The organism is Duganella qianjiadongensis (assembly GCF_009857915.1).
GTDB lineage: Bacteria > Pseudomonadota > Gammaproteobacteria > Burkholderiales > Burkholderiaceae_D > Rugamonas > Rugamonas qianjiadongensis.
This window is the reverse complement of the sequence record NZ_WWCM01000017.1, coordinates 1-15,003: the sequence shown is the minus strand read 5'-3', so window position 1 is coordinate 15,003 and position 15,003 is coordinate 1. Positions and strand designations below refer to the sequence as shown.

Annotated in this window: 14 protein-coding genes; 7 read left to right on the top strand and 7 right to left on the bottom strand. The window is 63.4% G+C overall.

All coding sequences use genetic code 11. The annotated features are described in order from the left end of the window. Window positions 1-136: 136 nt before the first annotated feature. The 6 genes from ccoS to GTP27_RS19215 form a co-directional block, all read right to left on the bottom strand. Complete coding sequence (gene ccoS, locus GTP27_RS19240; RefSeq protein ID WP_161040759.1) at window positions 137-310, bottom strand: cbb3-type cytochrome oxidase assembly protein CcoS; 174 nt, start codon at window positions 308-310, stop codon at window positions 137-139. Next, window positions 310-2,853: a heavy metal translocating P-type ATPase gene (locus GTP27_RS19235; protein ID WP_161040758.1), complete on the bottom strand. Its 2,544-nt coding sequence runs from the start codon at window positions 2,851-2,853 to the stop codon at window positions 310-312. The genes ccoS and GTP27_RS19235 overlap by 1 nt, the downstream gene beginning before the upstream one ends. Continuing rightward, window positions 2,832-3,593, bottom strand: a complete 762-nt coding sequence (locus GTP27_RS19230) for a sulfite exporter TauE/SafE family protein (RefSeq protein WP_161040757.1) — start codon at window positions 3,591-3,593, stop codon at window positions 2,832-2,834. The genes GTP27_RS19235 and GTP27_RS19230 overlap by 22 nt, the downstream gene beginning before the upstream one ends. A gap of 7 nt (window positions 3,594-3,600) precedes the next feature. Beyond that, window positions 3,601-5,034, bottom strand: a complete 1,434-nt coding sequence (hemN, locus tag GTP27_RS19225) for an oxygen-independent coproporphyrinogen III oxidase (RefSeq protein WP_161040756.1) — start codon at window positions 5,032-5,034, stop codon at window positions 3,601-3,603. Between the two features lie 2 nt (window positions 5,035-5,036). Further along, complete coding sequence (locus GTP27_RS19220; protein WP_161040755.1) at window positions 5,037-6,680, bottom strand: methyl-accepting chemotaxis protein; 1,644 nt, start codon at window positions 6,678-6,680, stop codon at window positions 5,037-5,039. 288 nt (window positions 6,681-6,968) lie between these two features. Further along, a complete protein-coding gene (locus GTP27_RS19215) occupies window positions 6,969-7,898 on the bottom strand; it encodes a DUF808 domain-containing protein (RefSeq protein ID WP_161040754.1) in 930 nt (309 codons plus the stop codon). A 151-nt stretch (window positions 7,899-8,049) separates the two neighbouring features. Between GTP27_RS19215 and GTP27_RS19210 the strand changes: the two genes are divergently transcribed. From GTP27_RS19210 to GTP27_RS19200, 3 genes are all read left to right on the top strand, one after another. Further along, on the top strand, window positions 8,050-8,691 hold the full coding sequence (locus tag GTP27_RS19210) for a LysE family transporter (RefSeq protein WP_161040753.1): 642 nt from the start codon (window positions 8,050-8,052) through the stop codon (window positions 8,689-8,691). Window positions 8,692-8,780: 89 nt separating this feature from the next. Next, window positions 8,781-10,694: a DUF6600 domain-containing protein gene (locus GTP27_RS19205; RefSeq protein ID WP_161040752.1), complete on the top strand. Its 1,914-nt coding sequence runs from the start codon at window positions 8,781-8,783 to the stop codon at window positions 10,692-10,694. A gap of 78 nt (window positions 10,695-10,772) precedes the next feature. Then, entirely contained in the window at window positions 10,773-11,048 is a 276-nt protein-coding gene (locus tag GTP27_RS19200) for a DUF493 family protein (protein ID WP_161040751.1), read from the top strand. An 18-nt stretch (window positions 11,049-11,066) separates the two neighbouring features. Here the strand turns inward: GTP27_RS19200 and GTP27_RS19195 are convergent, their stop codons facing one another. Further along, on the bottom strand, window positions 11,067-11,693 hold the full coding sequence (locus tag GTP27_RS19195) for a LysR family transcriptional regulator (protein WP_161040750.1): 627 nt from the start codon (window positions 11,691-11,693) through the stop codon (window positions 11,067-11,069). A gap of 217 nt (window positions 11,694-11,910) precedes the next feature. Here GTP27_RS19195 and lipB point away from each other — a divergent pair, with 217 nt between their 5' ends. The 4 genes from lipB to GTP27_RS19175 all read left to right on the top strand — a co-directional run bounded on the left by lipB (window position 11,911) and on the right by GTP27_RS19175 (window position 14,916). Continuing rightward, entirely contained in the window at window positions 11,911-12,597 is a 687-nt protein-coding gene (gene lipB, locus GTP27_RS19190; protein ID WP_161040749.1) for a lipoyl(octanoyl) transferase LipB, read from the top strand. Between the two features lie 30 nt (window positions 12,598-12,627). Continuing rightward, complete coding sequence (gene lipA, locus GTP27_RS19185; RefSeq protein ID WP_161040748.1) at window positions 12,628-13,614, top strand: lipoyl synthase; 987 nt, start codon at window positions 12,628-12,630, stop codon at window positions 13,612-13,614. 77 nt (window positions 13,615-13,691) lie between these two features. Further along, complete coding sequence (locus GTP27_RS19180; RefSeq protein ID WP_161040747.1) at window positions 13,692-14,531, top strand: DMT family transporter; 840 nt, start codon at window positions 13,692-13,694, stop codon at window positions 14,529-14,531. Window positions 14,532-14,634: 103 nt separating this feature from the next. Continuing rightward, window positions 14,635-14,916: a hypothetical protein gene (locus GTP27_RS19175; RefSeq protein ID WP_161040746.1), complete on the top strand. Its 282-nt coding sequence runs from the start codon at window positions 14,635-14,637 to the stop codon at window positions 14,914-14,916. The last annotated feature ends 87 nt before the right edge of the window (window positions 14,917-15,003 follow it).

The window sequence follows — 15,003 nt, the reverse complement described above, 5'->3', positions numbered from 1 at the left end:
AGGTGGGACTTAAAAAACCTTGATACAGATCAAAATATCTCTCATGAATCATTGCGCTGAGACATTTCGCCCCCATCATGGCGGGCCGCAGGGCGCGGCCGGGAGACAGCTGCCTCGCCCGACTGCTAGCAGGGTGCTAGTCAGTTTCTGATGTATCCGGCGCGGCCGGCTTGTCATCATCCTGCAAAATGCGCAGGCCGGGACCGACCAGATCTTCGAACTGGCCATCGTCCGAGGCGCGGAAGAACACCCACAGCGCCACAAATACCAGCAGTACGCTCAGCGGTATGAGCAGAAACAACGCTTCCATCACGCTCCCTTTCTGAGTCGTAAGGCATTTGCCACCACCACGGCCGAGCTGAGCGCCATGCCCACCCCGGACAGCCATGGATTGAGCCAGCCCAGCGCCGCAGCGGGGATGGCCACGCCATTGTACAGGCTAGCCCACCACAGGTTCTGCCGGATCACGCCCATGGTGCGGCCCGCCACGACGGCACTGTCGACCACGGAATCGATACGGCCGCTGAGCAGCACGGCATCGGCATGGGCTTGCGCCAGCGCGGCACCGGCGCCCATGGCGAAGGAGACGTCGGCGGCGCTGAGCACGGCGGCATCATTGATGCCGTCGCCCACCATGGCCACCACGGCGCCGCCTTCCTGCAGTTTCTTCACAAATGCCAGTTTTTCGTCGGGCAGGTAGCCGCCTATGGTGGTGCTGATGCCCAGCTGATCGCCCACCTTGCGCGCCAGCGCATCGTGGTCGCCGCTGAGCAGCACCACCGTCTTGCCGGCCTTGCGGAAGTAATCGATGGTGCCGGCGGCTTCGGCGCGGATGCCGTCATGCAGGGCAAAGCAGGCCAGCCACTGGCCTTCTGCGCCCAGATACACGGGGGTGACGCCGTCGGCCACCGTATGGGCCGGCATGCTGCCGCTCAGTTCCGCCACAAAGCTGGCATTGCCCAGCCGGTAGCGGCGGTGATGCAGCACCCCTTCCACACCGCGCCCGGCCAGTTCCTGCAGCGAGGCCGGATGCCAGTCGGGGCGCAGCGCGCCATCGGCTGCACCGGCTTCGGCGGCAGCCTGCACGATGGCGCGCGCCAGCGGATGAGCGCTGGCAGCATCGAGCGCCGCGGCCACCTGCAGGCAGAATTCTTCCTGCATCAGCCCCAGCGCGGTGGTCTGCTGCAGCACGGGACGGCCATAAGTCAGCGTACCGGTCTTGTCGAACACGATGTGGCTAGCGCGGTGCAGGGTTTCCAGCGTTTGCGCCCCCGTGACCAGCACGCCCTCGCGCAGCAGCCGGTCGGTGCCCGCTGCCAGCGCGGTCGGCGTGGCCAGCGACAGGGCGCAAGGGCAGGACACCACCAGCACGGCAATGGCGATCGGCCACGCGCGCGCGGCGCTGTAGCCATCAAGCCAGAACCAGAAACCGAAGGTAGCCACGGCAAACAGCAGCAGCGCCAGCACGAACCATGCGGCCACATCGTCGGCCCACTGGGCGATGCGCGGCTTGTCGCGGCCGGCGCGGTCGATCAGCTTGACCAGATTCGACAGCGTGCTGTCCTGCACGCGCTGGGTGACGCGGGCGATGATCATATTGCTGGCATTGATGGCGCCGCCCGGCAATTCATCGCCCACCTGCTTGGCGATGGGCGCGCTCTCGCCGCTCAGCAGCGACAGATCAAGCGCGGTGCGTCCTTCCAGGATCACGCAATCGGCCGCCACCGCTTCGCCCGGCTTGATCATGATGACCTGATCGATTTCCAGTGCCGCCGCCTTGACCAGCGTGCCCTGCTGGCTGGCCGGATAATCGGCCAGCACCGTGGCCGAGGCGGGCAGACCGTGCTGCAAGCGCTCCAGCGCGGCGCCGGCCTTGCGCCGTGCGCGCAGTTCCAGATAGCGGCTGCACAGCAGCAGGAAAATAAACATGGTGACGGAGTCGTAATACACTTCGCCGCCGCCCTGGAAGGTGGACAGCACGCTGGCGCCGAAGGCCGCCGCGATGCCGAGCGCCACCGGCACATCCATGCCCAGCGCGCGCGCGCGCAGGCTGGACCACGCGCCGCGCCAGAACGGCAGGGCGGAATAGAAGATAGCCGGCGCCGTCAGCAGCAGGCTGGCCCAGCGGAACAGCTGCGCCATATTGGCATCGAGCGTACCGTCTTCGGCCATGTAGGCCGGCGCCACATACATCATCACCTGCATCATCGATAAACCGGCCACGAACAGCTGGCGGCCCAGCGTGCGCTGGGCCTGCTGCTGCTGCACGCTGTGGCGCGCCGCATCGTAGGGGTAGGCCGTGTAGCCTATGGTATGCAGAGCGGCCAGAATATCGCCGGGCCGGCAGTCGTCCGAACGCCAGCGCACATACAGCCGCTCGGTAGCCACGTTGAGCTGGGCACTGGCTACACCGGGCAGCTGGTTCAGCCGCTGCTCGATCAGCCACACGCAGGCAGCGCAGCGGATGCCGTCCACGGCCAGCGTGGTTTCGCGTTCGCTCTCACTGTCGCGGCAGACAAAGCGCGGGTCGGCATTGTCGTACAGTTGCAGCTCGGGCGGCAGCACCTGCGCGCCTTCGGCCGTGGCGGCATAGGCCGAACGGTTCAGATAATACGCTTCCTGCCCCAGATCCATGATGGTCTGCGCCACTGCCGTACAGCCGGGGCAGCACATGGCCTGATCGGCACCGGCAATGTGCACCTGCCATTCCGGCCTGGCGTTGGCCGGTATCGGCAGGCCGCAGTGGTAGCAGCCGGCCGGCTGTACAGCCGCAGGCGCAGCAGCGGGGCTCGCGTCGGCCGGGCTGGTCGTACCCAGTACGGGCGGCGGGGTCAGTGTTGTGGTGTCAGGCATAAGGTGTTCATCCAGTCAGGCGTGAAGCCGCCTACGGCGCGGTACAGGCCGAGCAGGCCGAAGGCCAGCACCAGCAGGCCGCAAGCGAGCCGCACGGGCGGACGCTGCAGGGCGCGCTGCAGGCGCGCACCGACCAGTCCCAGCCCCGTCAGCATGGGCAGCGTGCCCAGCCCGAAGGCCAGCATCACGGCAGCGCCATTGCTGGCCGAACCGCTCAGCATGGCTGTCAGCAGCACGCTGTACACCATACCGCAAGGCAGCCAGCCCCACAGTGCACCCAGTATATAGGCCTGATGGGGGCGGGTGGCCGGCATCAGCGCTTTCATCACGGGAGCGATGGCTGGCTGGGCCGCCTGCCACAGCACGCGGCCGCCCTGTTCCAGCAGGGCCAGTCCCTGCCACGCATTCATCAGGTATAGCCCCAGCGCCACCAGCATCAGGTTGGCCAGCCAGTAGAAGCCCAGCTGTACACCGGCCAGTGCGCTCAGGCTCTGCGCGCCGCTGGCCAGTCCGCCCGCCAGCGCGCCCGCCACCATATAGCTGCTGATGCGGCCAGCGTTATAGGCGAGGACGCGGGTAAGAGGGCGGGCCGGCTGGGCCACGGCGATGGGAATCACGGCGCGCGCGGGCGCAGCAGTGGCACTCGACAGTGCGCCCACGATGCCGCCGCACATGCCGATGCAATGCACGCTGCCGGCCAGTCCAACTACCAGTACTGGCAGCAGCTGCAATGCGTTCATGGCGGGCTCAGATGGTCTTGGAGTAGCGCAGCGGTTGCGCTTCGCCCAGACGCGGCTGACTCAGGTAGCGGTCGAATACCATGCAGATGTTACGGATCAGCAGACGGCCTTTCGGCGTGACGGTAATCCAGTCCGGCTCCACGATCAGCAGGCCATCTGCTTCGAACGCCTTGAGCTTCTGCAGTTCGGTGGCGAAGTATTCGCCGAAGCGGATAGGGAAGGACTGCTCGATCGAGCCTATCGACAGTTCGAAATTGCACATCAGCTTCTGGATCAGAATCCGGCGCAGCAGATCGTCGTTTTCCAGCTTGATGCCGCGTACCACCGGCAGCCGGCCTTCGTCGAGTTTTTCGTAATAGCCTTCCAGCGTCTTCTCGTTCTGGCTGTAGGTGGCGCCGACGGCGCTGATGGCCGACACGCCGCACGAAATCAGCTCCGATTCGGCGCGGGTGGAATAGCCCTGGAAGTTACGCTGCAAGCGGCCCTGACGCTGGGCCACAGCCAGTTCGTCATCGGGTTTGGCGAAGTGGTCCATGCCGATGTAGACGTAGCCGGCCGCGCACAGGCGGCGGATGCACAGCGCCAGCAGATCGAGCTTGACGGCCGGGGTCGGCAGATCATCTTCGCTGATGCGGCGCTGCGGCTTGAACAGGTGCGGCAGGTGGGCGTAGTTGTACAGTGCGATACGGTCGGGATTAGCAGCGATCACCTTGTCCAGCGTCTGCTCCATGCTGGTCATGCTCTGCTTGGGCAGGCCGTAGATCAGATCGATGCTGATGGAACGGAAACCGGCCTCGCGGGCGGCATCGATCACGGCGCGGGTTTCCGCTTCCGGCTGGATGCGGTTGACGGCTTTCTGCACGTCCGGATCGAAGTCCTGCACACCCAGACTGATGCGGTTGAAGCCCTGCTTGCGCAGCGAATGCACGCGCTCCACGCTGACCGTGCGGGGATCGATCTCGATCGAATATTCGCCCTGCTGGTCGGGCGCAAAATCGAAGCTGGCGTGCAGGTGGGCCATCAGGTCGCCCATCTGGCGGTCGCTCAGATAGGTGGGCGTGCCGCCGCCGAAGTGCAGCTGTTCGAGCTTGCCCATGCCGGCAAACAGACGGCCCTGCATATCGATTTCCTGTTTCAGATAATCGAGGTAGGTGGCCGCCTTGCTATGGTCTTTGGTAACGATCTTGTTGCAGCCGCAGTAGTAGCACACGGTATCGCAGAACGGAATATGGATGTACAGCGACAGCGGGCGCGAGCTGCGCCGCATGCGCAGACCCGCCACGGCTTCGAGGAACTGGCCATAGCCGAATTCGGACTGGAAGCGGTCGGCCGTCGGGTAGGAGGTATAGCGCGGGCCCGACTGGCTCAGCTTGCCAATAATTTCGGCATCAAATTCTACGGCTGGAAAAGCAGAGCCGGTGCTACTTGCGTGGTTATACATAATCAGGCTGCAATGCGCTTCATAGACTGGGGTTTACGGACGGCCAGTGCCGCGCGCGAAGTGCGTGCGCTGCCGAATTTGAACAGACTTACCGCTTGAGTCAGGTTACCTGCTTCGATCGCCAGACTGGCGGTCGCCGCAGCGGCCTGTTCCACCAGCGCGGCATTTTGCTGGGTCACAGTATCCATATGGGCAATGGCCGCATTGACCTGATCCACACCGATGCTCTGCTCCTGCGAAGCGACGGTAATTTCCTGCATGATCGACGTCACCTGCTGCACCGAGGCCACCACTTCCTTCATGGTGGCCCCGGCGCGGCCGACTTGCTCCATGCCGGCGCTGACTTTGCCCACCGACACGTTAATCAGATTCTTGATGTCCTTGGCCGCCGTTGCGCTGCGCTGGGCCAGATTGCGTACCTCGCCGGCCACCACGGCGAAGCCGCGGCCCTGTTCGCCGGCGCGGGCCGCTTCCACCGCAGCGTTGAGCGCCAGAATATTGGTCTGGAAAGCGATGCCTTCGATCAGGCCGATGATGTCGACGATCTTGTGCGAGGAAGTATTAATCTCGTCCATGGTAGCGATAACGTCAGCGACGATTTCACCGCCGTGCACGGCCACGTTGGAAGCGTTCAGCGCCAGCTGGTTGGCTTGCGCCGAGTTATCGGCATTCTGTTTCACGGTGGAGGAGAACTGCTCCACGCTGGAGGCGGTTTCTTCCAGACTGGCGGCCTGGGCTTCGGTACGGCCCGACAGGTCGGCATTGCCGGCCGCGATCTGGCGGGTAGCCACAGCCATGGTCTCCACGTTGGTGCGCACATCGCGGATGGTGGCGATCAGGTTGCTGTTCATCTGCTGCAACGCACGCAACAGCTGGCCCACTTCATCGGTGGCTTCCGTTTCGAAGCTGCCCGACAGGTCGCCGGCGGCAATCGCGCGCGCGCCCAGCACGGCCTGACCGAGCGGCTGCAGCACCGAGACACGCAGGGTGTACCAGAGGAAGACGTTGATCAGCAGACCAATCACGGTGGCGGCAAAGATGACGTAATTATGGCCGCTGCCGCCGCCCAGCAGGGCTGCTGCGCCCACGCCGGCCAGCAGGGTATTAACCAGACTGGTCGAGGCCCAGATGCGCAGCGCCAGCGAGGAGTGGATCAGACGGCGCGTCAGGCGGGCGGCCAGCGAACCGCTGCGGCCATGAATCAGCTGGCCGTTCTTGATGCGGATGTTATGTTTGCCGCCGGAGCGGATGGCGCGATACGCTTCTTCGGCACGGTTGATCTGGCTGCGCTCGGCCTTGGTGCGTACCGACATATAGCCGATGGTCTTGCCCGCTTCGCGGATGGGCGTGACGTTGGCCTTGACCCAGTAAAAGTCGCCGCTCTTGGCGCGGTTCTTGACGATGCCCGTCCACGGCGTGCCGGACTGGATGGAGCGCCACATGTCGGCAAATGCTTCGGCCGGCATTTCAGGGTGGCGCACAATATTCTGGGGAGCGCCCATCAACTCGGCTTCACTGTAACCGCTCACATGGCAGAAATACGGATTTACATAGACGATGTTACCGTTCAAGTCGGTTTTCGATACGATCGCCTGATCTTCCTGTACTTCCACTTCGCGGTTGGTCACCGGTTGGTTATTGCGCATATTGTCTCTCCAGATGGATATATTGCTCTACCGCAATTATAGTCCTGTCAGTTTACGGAAATTGCCCAGATATTTGATTGATTTAGATCAAAGTTCCCCAGATTGCTTGTGTTACTCCCTTTCAATAAACCGCTCGGTCACGGCAGGCCGTGGCTAGTTTCTTGACATGGACAAATAAGGGGAGTAAAACCGCCACCCGCGCCCTTCATGAGTTCAGTATAGATACTCTGCGGACAGAAGCAGCCCCGAATTTATAGCGCGAGTGCCCAGGGTTGTGGGGGTTTGTGTTTATGAATTGTTGCTGCCGCGCAACTTACCCACCAGCGTCAGCAGCCCCAGCGCGACGCCGCCCGCCACCAGTCCCGCCAGCGCATTCAGGGCGGAGGGCAGCAGCGCAGCCAGCCAGGAGGCCGGTGCCGGCCATGCAGCGGCGGCACTGCCCGCATGCTCGATCAGTTCATGCACAGGGGTAATCCCGTGGGTGAGGATGCCACCGCCCACCATGAACATGGCCACCGTCCCCAGCACCGAGAGCAGCTTCATCAGCTTGGGCGCTGCCGCCAGCAGTATCCGCCCCAGCGCCTGCCACAGGGCACCGGCGCGCCGGCTCAGGTACAGACCGGCATCGTCGAGCTTGACGATGGCAGCGACAATGCCGTACACGCCCACCGTCATGGCCAGCGCAATGCCTATCACCACCGTCACCTGCTGGGCAAACGGCGCCGAGGCCACCGTGCCCAGTGCAATCACGATGATTTCTGCGGACAGAATGAAATCGGTACGGATGGCGCCGCGGATCTTGTCGCGTTCAAGCGCCACCAGATCCGTCTCCGGCTCGGCCAGCACGGCCGCCAGCGTGCCGGCCGGCGCCTCCGGCGCCCGATGCAGCAGCGTATGCACAATTTTTTCGCAGCCTTCGAAGCACAGGTACAAGCCGCCCAGCATCAGCAGCGGAGCGATGGCCCACGGCGCCAGCGCGCTGATGCCCAGCGCCGCCGGCACCAGGATGGCCTTGTTCTTCAGCGAGCCCACGGCCACCGCCCACACCACCGGCAGTTCGCGCTCGGCCTGCACCCCCGCCACCTGCTGGGCATTAAGCGCCAGATCATCGCCCAGCACACCGGCGGTTTTCTTGGCCGCGACTTTGCTCATCAGCGCCACATCATCGAGGATGCTGGCAATATCGTCGATCAGCGCCAGCAGACTGCTTGCGGCCATAGAGGCTCCTTATTATCAATTGAATAAAGTTACAGCATGCCTAACAGCTTGCCCAGATCACCACATATTAACCGAAGCAGGCTGGCGTGCAGACCGCTAAAATAGGACCACTTGCTGCGGCCGCCGGCTGCCCTGACGCTATGGACATGACATGAGTTTTACTACCTGGTTCACTTTCTTCGTTGCTGCCTGGATTATCGCCATCTCGCCCGGTTCCGGTGCCGTGCTGTCGATGTCGCACGGCCTGTCGTATGGCCTGAAACGCGCCAGCGTCACTATCCTGGGGCTGCAGGCCGGCCTGCTGATGGTGCTGTTCATTGCCGGCGCGGGCGTCGGTTCGCTGCTGCTGGCCTCCGAAGTGGCGTTCAATATCGTCAAGACTGTGGGTGCGCTATACCTGATCTATCTTGGCCTGAGCCAGTGGCGCGCCAAAGTCAGCATTAGCGGCGAGGCCGCCCATGCGGAACTGCGCATACCGTCGGTGAAGCAGCGCCTGCTGACGGGTTTTCTGACCAACGCCACCAACCCCAAAGGCATCATCTTCATGGTGGCCGTGCTGCCGCAGTTCATTACCCGCGAAGCGCCGCTGCTGCCGCAGCTGCTGATACTGGCCGTGACCATGTGCTGCATCGATCTGATCGTGATGCACAGCTACGCCTTTCTGGCCTCGTCCATGCAGCGCTTCTTCCGCGACGCCCATGCTGTGAAAAAGCAGAACCGCGTGTTCGGCGGCCTGCTGATGGCCGTGGGCACGGCGCTGTTTTTCGTCAAGCGGGGCGGCGCCAGCGCCTGAGGCCATGGCAAATTTGTAAGGCCTTGTAATCGCAGTAGGCGGAATTCCTGCCGCAGCGTTTAATCCCGATATTACCCAGGAGCGCTGTCATGAACCGTCGCATCATCCCCACTCTGCTGCTGGCCGCGCTGGCCAGCCCCGTCTACGCCCAGGACGACCTGCCCGCGCTGGTGGGCCGGGTCGCCGCCGTGCAGGGTCTGGTCACCCTGACGGGCGATGACGACGCCGTACCAGCCGGACTGAACTGGCCGGTAGTGGCCGGCAACCATATCCACACTGCCAGCGGCGCCCGTAGCGATGTGCGCGCAGGTTCCACCGCCATACGGGTGGATGGCGATTCCGATGTAGAAATTCTCGATCTCGATGACGACATTCTGCGGCTGCGGCTGAATTACGGCAGCGTCAGCATCCGCCTGCGCAGTCCCGAGCAGGTGCGCAATTTCGAACTGGTGACGCCGCAGGCCCGCATCACCTTGCTGGAGCCGGGGCTGCTGCGGGTGGACGCGGAGCGCCAGGCCGACACCAGCCAGATCCGCGTGCTGGCCGGCAGCGCCCGCGTCAATGGCGCCGGCGCGTCGCTCACGCTCAATAGCGGCCGCGCCGCAGAAATCAACAGCAACGATGTGCGTACCCTGCTGGCACAGACGGACGGCTTCGACCGCTGGGCCGATGAACGCGAACGCAGCGGCGACGGCAGTGTCAGCACGCGCTTTGTATCGAGCGGCATCACAGGCTACGAAGAGCTGGACCGCAACGGCAGCTGGACGGAAAGCGTGGAATACGGCCCCCTGTGGACGCCGCGCAATGTGGCCGCCGACTGGGCGCCGTACCGCGATGGCCGCTGGATCTGGCTGGCGCCATGGGGCTGGACCTGGATCGACAATGCGCCCTGGGGCTATGCACCCTCCCATTATGGCCGCTGGGTCATGGTCAACCGGCGCTGGTGCTGGGCCCCGGGCCAGCTGCACGGCCGCCCGGTGTGGGCGCCGGCACTGGTGGGCTGGGTGGACGGCCACGGGCCCGGCCCCAACCACCGGCCCGGCATAGGCTGGTATCCGCTGACGCCGCGCGATCATTATGTGCCCGGCTACCGCATCTCGGCGGAACGGGAGCAGCGCCTGAGCTGGTTGCGCAACGGCCGCCCGCTAGCGCCACTGTCCATCAATAATGGCATGCCGCCAAGGCGCGATGGCTTAAGCGTACTGCCACGCGAACAATTTGAACGGCAGGTGCCCCATGCGGTGCCGCCGCGCGCTGCACCGGGCTTGCCACTGAATCAGCCGGGCAATCATGCTCTGCCAGCCAATGCCGGCGGCCCCGCCAGCACCCAGCCGGCGAATGGCCTGCCGCCGCGCGCGCCCGACTATGGCCGTAACCACTGGCCGGAGCGAGGGCCGGATAACCGAGGTGTCCGGACCGATTATCGCGACGATGGCCGCAACCGCGGCAACATCGGTCCCGCCACCGGACCAGCGCCGGCCATACCGGCTATTCCGCTGGCAACGCCGTCGGCCCCTGCCATCAACCCGCCAGCAGGGGTGAGCCGGCCAGCCACAGGCGTGGGCGGCCCGTCGAATCAGGCTGGCCAGCCGCCGTCCCAGCTGTCCGGCAGCGGCAATGAGCGCGAACGACGTTACGGCACGGACCTCAACGAACGCAACGACAGGGCCGACAGCTTCCAGCGCAACGAAAGGATCAATCGGATCGACAACTTTAACCGTGACGCCCGCCAGCAGGATGAGGCCCGCCGCGCGCAGCGCCAGCAGGACGAGCGGCGCGATGCGCCCGTGGCGGTGCAGGCCCAGCCTGCGCCTGCGCAGACTCCGGTACGGCCAAGTTTTAGCCCGCCACTTACGGCAGCCCCCGCGCCGGCACGTCCGGTCTTTACGCCGCCACCGGCACCGGCTGCCGCGCCCAAGGAAAACGGCCAGCACCAGCGCGAGGAAAGACGCAAGGAAGAGGGGCGCGAGCGGGGCGAAAAGCGAAATCAGATCCAGCAATAACGCTTACGCCGAATTGGCTACAATAGAGGCTGGCGGCACCGCGTTGGTGTGGCCGGTTTTTTATTGATTGGAATACCTATGCAAGCGATCCCGCCGTCAGAGTCCCTCATCGAATACCCGAGCGACTTCCCGATCAAGGTGATGGGGCCGACTCATATCGATTTCGCCGCCACCATCGTGCAGGTAGTACAGAAACACGACACGGGCTTCCACGAAGGCAAGATGGAAGTCCGTCCATCGGCCAAAGGCAATTACACCGGTCTCACCGTGGTCGTGCGCGCCACCAGCCGCGAACAGCTCGATGCGCTGTACACCGAGCTGTCCGGTCACCCTATGGTCAAAATCGTCATGTAATTCTGCCGCAGGCGCAGGCTACGCCCCGGTCTGCGCCACCTGTTCCTGCAACCAGTCACGAAAAGCTTGCACTTGCGGTCGCTGCTCTGCAACGGCGGGCAGCAATACCGCATATCCTGAGTCATCACCGTGGTAGTGGGGACTCACTTTCCGCCCCTCCAGCTTGACCGTCAGCGGCACCACTAGCCAGCCCGGATAGGCGCCTTCCGCGCGCCGTATTGCCACATCAACCCCGTCAGCCAACCATTGCTCGCCCGTCTGCAGCACCACATTGATAGCCGGATGGCGTTCAATGAAGCTCCCCAGCCGCGGCGTCAGCCAGCGTGCTGCGAACACCGGCACCGCCGCAATCGTCAGCCGCTGATGAAGGGGGCTGCGGCGTAGTGCCGCACTGGCCGCCGCTATGTCGGCGAAGGCCTTGGCCAACTGGCGCGCGTACTGCGCGCCCTCCGGGGTAATCCGCACCTGCTTGCCGTAGCGCTCGAACAGGGCCAGCCCCAGCTCGCGCTCCAGCGCCCGCACCTGATGGCTGATAGCGCCATGGGTCAGATGCAATTCCTCCGCCGCCCGCGAGAAATTCTCGTGCCGGGCCGCCGCCTCGAAGGCGCGCAGTGCGGAAAAATTAGGCAAGCGGGAGGCGCTCATCAGGCTGGCATGCTGTGGATAACTTTGTGAATAAAATTAGCAAAAGACGTCCGAATATACTTCTATACTCAGGTAAACAGCAAGTTAACGCTTGTGAATAAATTTCACTTTGCGCCGTTCCCGTTGCTTTTTTGAGCAGCTGGTCGCGCCCGACCGCAAAGCCAGACAGGCTGCGCCCTGCGGGGCGTTTTGCGGCCCCGTGATTTATAATGGCGGGATGACGTCTCCAACCTCCACCGAGCCGGCACTGATACGCCACCTCGGCCTAGCCGATTACGACAGCACGTTTGCCGCCATGCGCAGCTTCACGGATGCCCGCACGCCGGACACCCGCGACGAACTGTGGATAGTCGAGCACCCGCCCGTCTTCACGCTGGGGCTGGGCGCCGACCGGGGCCATTTGCTGGCCGGCGCCAGCGCCATCCCCGTGGTGCAGACCGATCGCGGCGGCGAAGTGACTTATCACGGCCCCGGCCAGGTGGTGATCTACATGCTGATGGACCTGCGCCGCAACAAACCGGGCGGCAAGCTGTATGCGCGCCAGTTTGTCTACCGCATCGAGCAAGCCATCATCAATGTGCTGGCGGCGTATAATCTGCACGGTATGCGCGTCGAAGGCGCGCCCGGCATCTACATGGCCGACGGTGCCAAAAAGGGCGCCAAGATTGCCGCGCTGGGCCTGAAGGTGCGCGGCAACGGCTGCACCTATCACGGCCTGTCGCTGAATGTGGCCATGGATCTGGCGCCATTCAGCTGGATCAACCCGTGCGGCTATGCCGGGCTGGAAACGGTCGATATGCGCAGCGTCGGCGTGACGGCGCAACTGGCCGACGTCCAGCAGCAACTGGCCGAAGAATTAATCCGCGTACTGGCCCAGCCTACGCAACCCGCAGCAACCGAATAACCCCACTTTGCCCGCGAGGGCACGCAGCTTATGACCTCTGAGACCGATACCAAGATTGCCCCCGCTTACAACCCGAGCGAAAAGCAAAAAGGCGCCAGCAAAACTTCGCGCATTCCCATCAAGATCGTGCCGGTCGAACAGGTCGAGCGCCTGAAAAAGCCTGAGTGGATCCGCGTCAAGGCGGCTTCCACCTCATCGCGCTTCTACGAAATCAAGGACGTGCTGCGCGAAAACAAACTGGTCACCGTATGCGAAGAAGCCAGCTGCCCCAACATCGGCGAGTGCTTCGGCAAGGGCACGGCCACCTTCATGATCATGGGCGACAAGTGCACCCGCCGCTGCCCGTTCTGCGACGTGGGCCATGGCCGTCCTGATCCGCTGGATGAGAACGAGCCTATCAATCTGTCCAAAACCATTGCCGATCTGCGCCTGAACTACGTGGTGATCACCTCGGTGGACCGCGACGACCTGCGCGACGGCGGTGCCGGCCACTTCGTCTCCTGCATCACCGAGACGCGCAAGCTGTCGCCGAAAACCCAGATCGAAGTGCTGGTGCCGGACTTCCGCGGCCGTCTCGACAAGGCTCTGACCATCTTCGCCGATGGCCTGCCGGACGTGATGAACCACAATCTGGAAACCGTGCCACGTCTGTACAAGGAAGCCCGTCCCGGTTCCGACTACATGCACTCGCTGCAGCTGCTGAAGGAATTCAAAGAGCGCTATCCGGACGTGAAAACCAAGTCGGGCCTGATGGTGGGTCTGGGCGAAACGGACGAAGAAATCCTGCAGGTGATGCGCGACATGCGCGAGCACAATATCGACATGCTGACCATAGGCCAGTATCTGGCGCCATCGAACAGCCACCTGCCGGTGCGCCGCTATGTGCATCCGGACGTGTTCAAGATGTTCGAAGAAGAGGCTTACAAGATGGGCTTCAAGCATGCCGCCGTGGGCGCCATGGTGCGCAGCTCCTATCACGCTGATGTGCAGGCGCATGATGTGCTGGCCGCTAGCTAGTAAAGCCCGCAGCGCTCTATTGTGCTAACGCAATAGGCAAGCCATACTGGGCGAATTGCCGACTCCGGAATTCGCCCATGCCTATTGCCCGTCTCGCCATCCTCACCCTGCTGGCTCTGGCCGCTTTCGCCGGCAATTCCCTGTTATGCCGCGCCGCACTGGCGCGTACCCAGATCGACGCCGCCAGCTTTACTACCCTGCGTATGTTGTCCGGTGCCCTCATGTTGTGGCTGCTGGTGCGCCTACGCGCAGGCCAACAGCAAGGCCGCGGCAACTGGCGTTCGGCGCTGGCTCTGTTTGCCTACGCCGTCGGCTTCTCCTTCTCGTATCGCCAGCTGCCTGCTGCTGCCGGTGCGCTGATCCTATTCGGCGCCGTGCAGACCACCATGATCGGTTACGGCCTATGGCGCGGTGAGCGCTTGCGCCCAACCCAGATGGCTGGCCTGCTGCTGGCGGCGGCAGGACTGCTCGGGCTACTGCTGCCGGGCCTGTCGGCACCGCCTCTCTGCGAAGCTTTACTAATGCTGGGCGCCGGCATTGCATGGGGGGTGTATTCCTTGCGCGGCAAAGGGGGCGGCGACCCGCTCATAGTCACGGCAGGCAACTTCCTGCGGGCTGCTCCCATGGCGCTCCTGCTTAGTCTGGTATTCCTGCAAGATGCCCGCTACGATGCCGATGGCTACGCTTACGCCCTGCTTTCGGGTGCGCTAGCGTCCGGTGTCGGCTACGCCATCTGGTACACGGCATTGCCGCTTCTGAAGTCAACCACAGCAGCTACCGTACAGCTAAGCGTACCGGTGATTGCAGCCGCCGGCGGCATCCTGTTTCTGGGTGAATCCATTACCTTCCGGCTGACTGCCGCTTCGCTGGCCATCCTGGGCGGCATTGCACTGGTGCTGCTGACGGCACGCCGCTGATGCGGCAAGCTGATTTGTTGAGCAAGCACAACTTAAAAAGAGGAAACAACGCGAATAATCTGTCTCTGGCTCGGTGCAACATCGTTTCGGGGAGAGAGAACGGATGGCGAACACTAGTACAGCAGATCTCTGGGCCGTGCTGTATGGCGCAGCGCCAGACGACCACACGTGGAACCGGCAGCAACAGAAAAACGCCATCGCCCGCGCGCTGGAAGATCTGCTGAATACACGGCAGGCACTCGCCGATACACTGCTCAGCCGTCATCCGGCGCTGCAAACGTCCATCCTCAGCTACGGCCTGCAGGATTTTTCCGCCCTGTGCATCGCCAGCGAAGCGGACCGGCGCGGAGCCTGTCAGAATTTTTGTGTGAATCCGGGGTCATGAAATAATACCGAAAGGGATTTTCCATGACCGACGTAATGACCACTAAGAAGCCAAAAACCAAGAAGCAGTACCCGTTTCCCGTTGAAC

Excerpts from the sequence above, each read along its gene's own strand:
- ccoS (WP_161040759.1), bottom strand. The coding sequence starts at position 310 with ATGGAAGCGTTGTTTCTGCTCATACCGCTGAGCGTACTGCTGGTATTT.
- GTP27_RS19235 (WP_161040758.1), bottom strand. The coding sequence starts at position 2,853 with ATGCCTGACACCACAACACTGACCCCGCCGCCCGTACTGGGTACGACC.
- GTP27_RS19230 (WP_161040757.1), bottom strand. The coding sequence starts at position 3,593 with ATGAACGCATTGCAGCTGCTGCCAGTACTGGTAGTTGGACTGGCCGGC.
- hemN (WP_161040756.1), bottom strand. The coding sequence starts at position 5,034 with ATGTATAACCACGCAAGTAGCACCGGCTCTGCTTTTCCAGCCGTAGAA.
- GTP27_RS19220 (WP_161040755.1), bottom strand. The coding sequence starts at position 6,680 with ATGCGCAATAACCAACCGGTGACCAACCGCGAAGTGGAAGTACAGGAA.
- GTP27_RS19215 (WP_161040754.1), bottom strand. The coding sequence starts at position 7,898 with ATGGCCGCAAGCAGTCTGCTGGCGCTGATCGACGATATTGCCAGCATC.
- GTP27_RS19210 (WP_161040753.1), top strand. The coding sequence starts at position 8,050 with ATGAGTTTTACTACCTGGTTCACTTTCTTCGTTGCTGCCTGGATTATC.
- GTP27_RS19205 (WP_161040752.1), top strand. The coding sequence starts at position 8,781 with ATGAACCGTCGCATCATCCCCACTCTGCTGCTGGCCGCGCTGGCCAGC.
- GTP27_RS19200 (WP_161040751.1), top strand. The coding sequence starts at position 10,773 with ATGCAAGCGATCCCGCCGTCAGAGTCCCTCATCGAATACCCGAGCGAC.
- GTP27_RS19195 (WP_161040750.1), bottom strand. The coding sequence starts at position 11,693 with ATGAGCGCCTCCCGCTTGCCTAATTTTTCCGCACTGCGCGCCTTCGAG.
- lipB (WP_161040749.1), top strand. The coding sequence starts at position 11,911 with ATGACGTCTCCAACCTCCACCGAGCCGGCACTGATACGCCACCTCGGC.
- lipA (WP_161040748.1), top strand. The coding sequence starts at position 12,628 with ATGACCTCTGAGACCGATACCAAGATTGCCCCCGCTTACAACCCGAGC.
- GTP27_RS19180 (WP_161040747.1), top strand. The coding sequence starts at position 13,692 with ATGCCTATTGCCCGTCTCGCCATCCTCACCCTGCTGGCTCTGGCCGCT.
- GTP27_RS19175 (WP_161040746.1), top strand. The coding sequence starts at position 14,635 with ATGGCGAACACTAGTACAGCAGATCTCTGGGCCGTGCTGTATGGCGCA.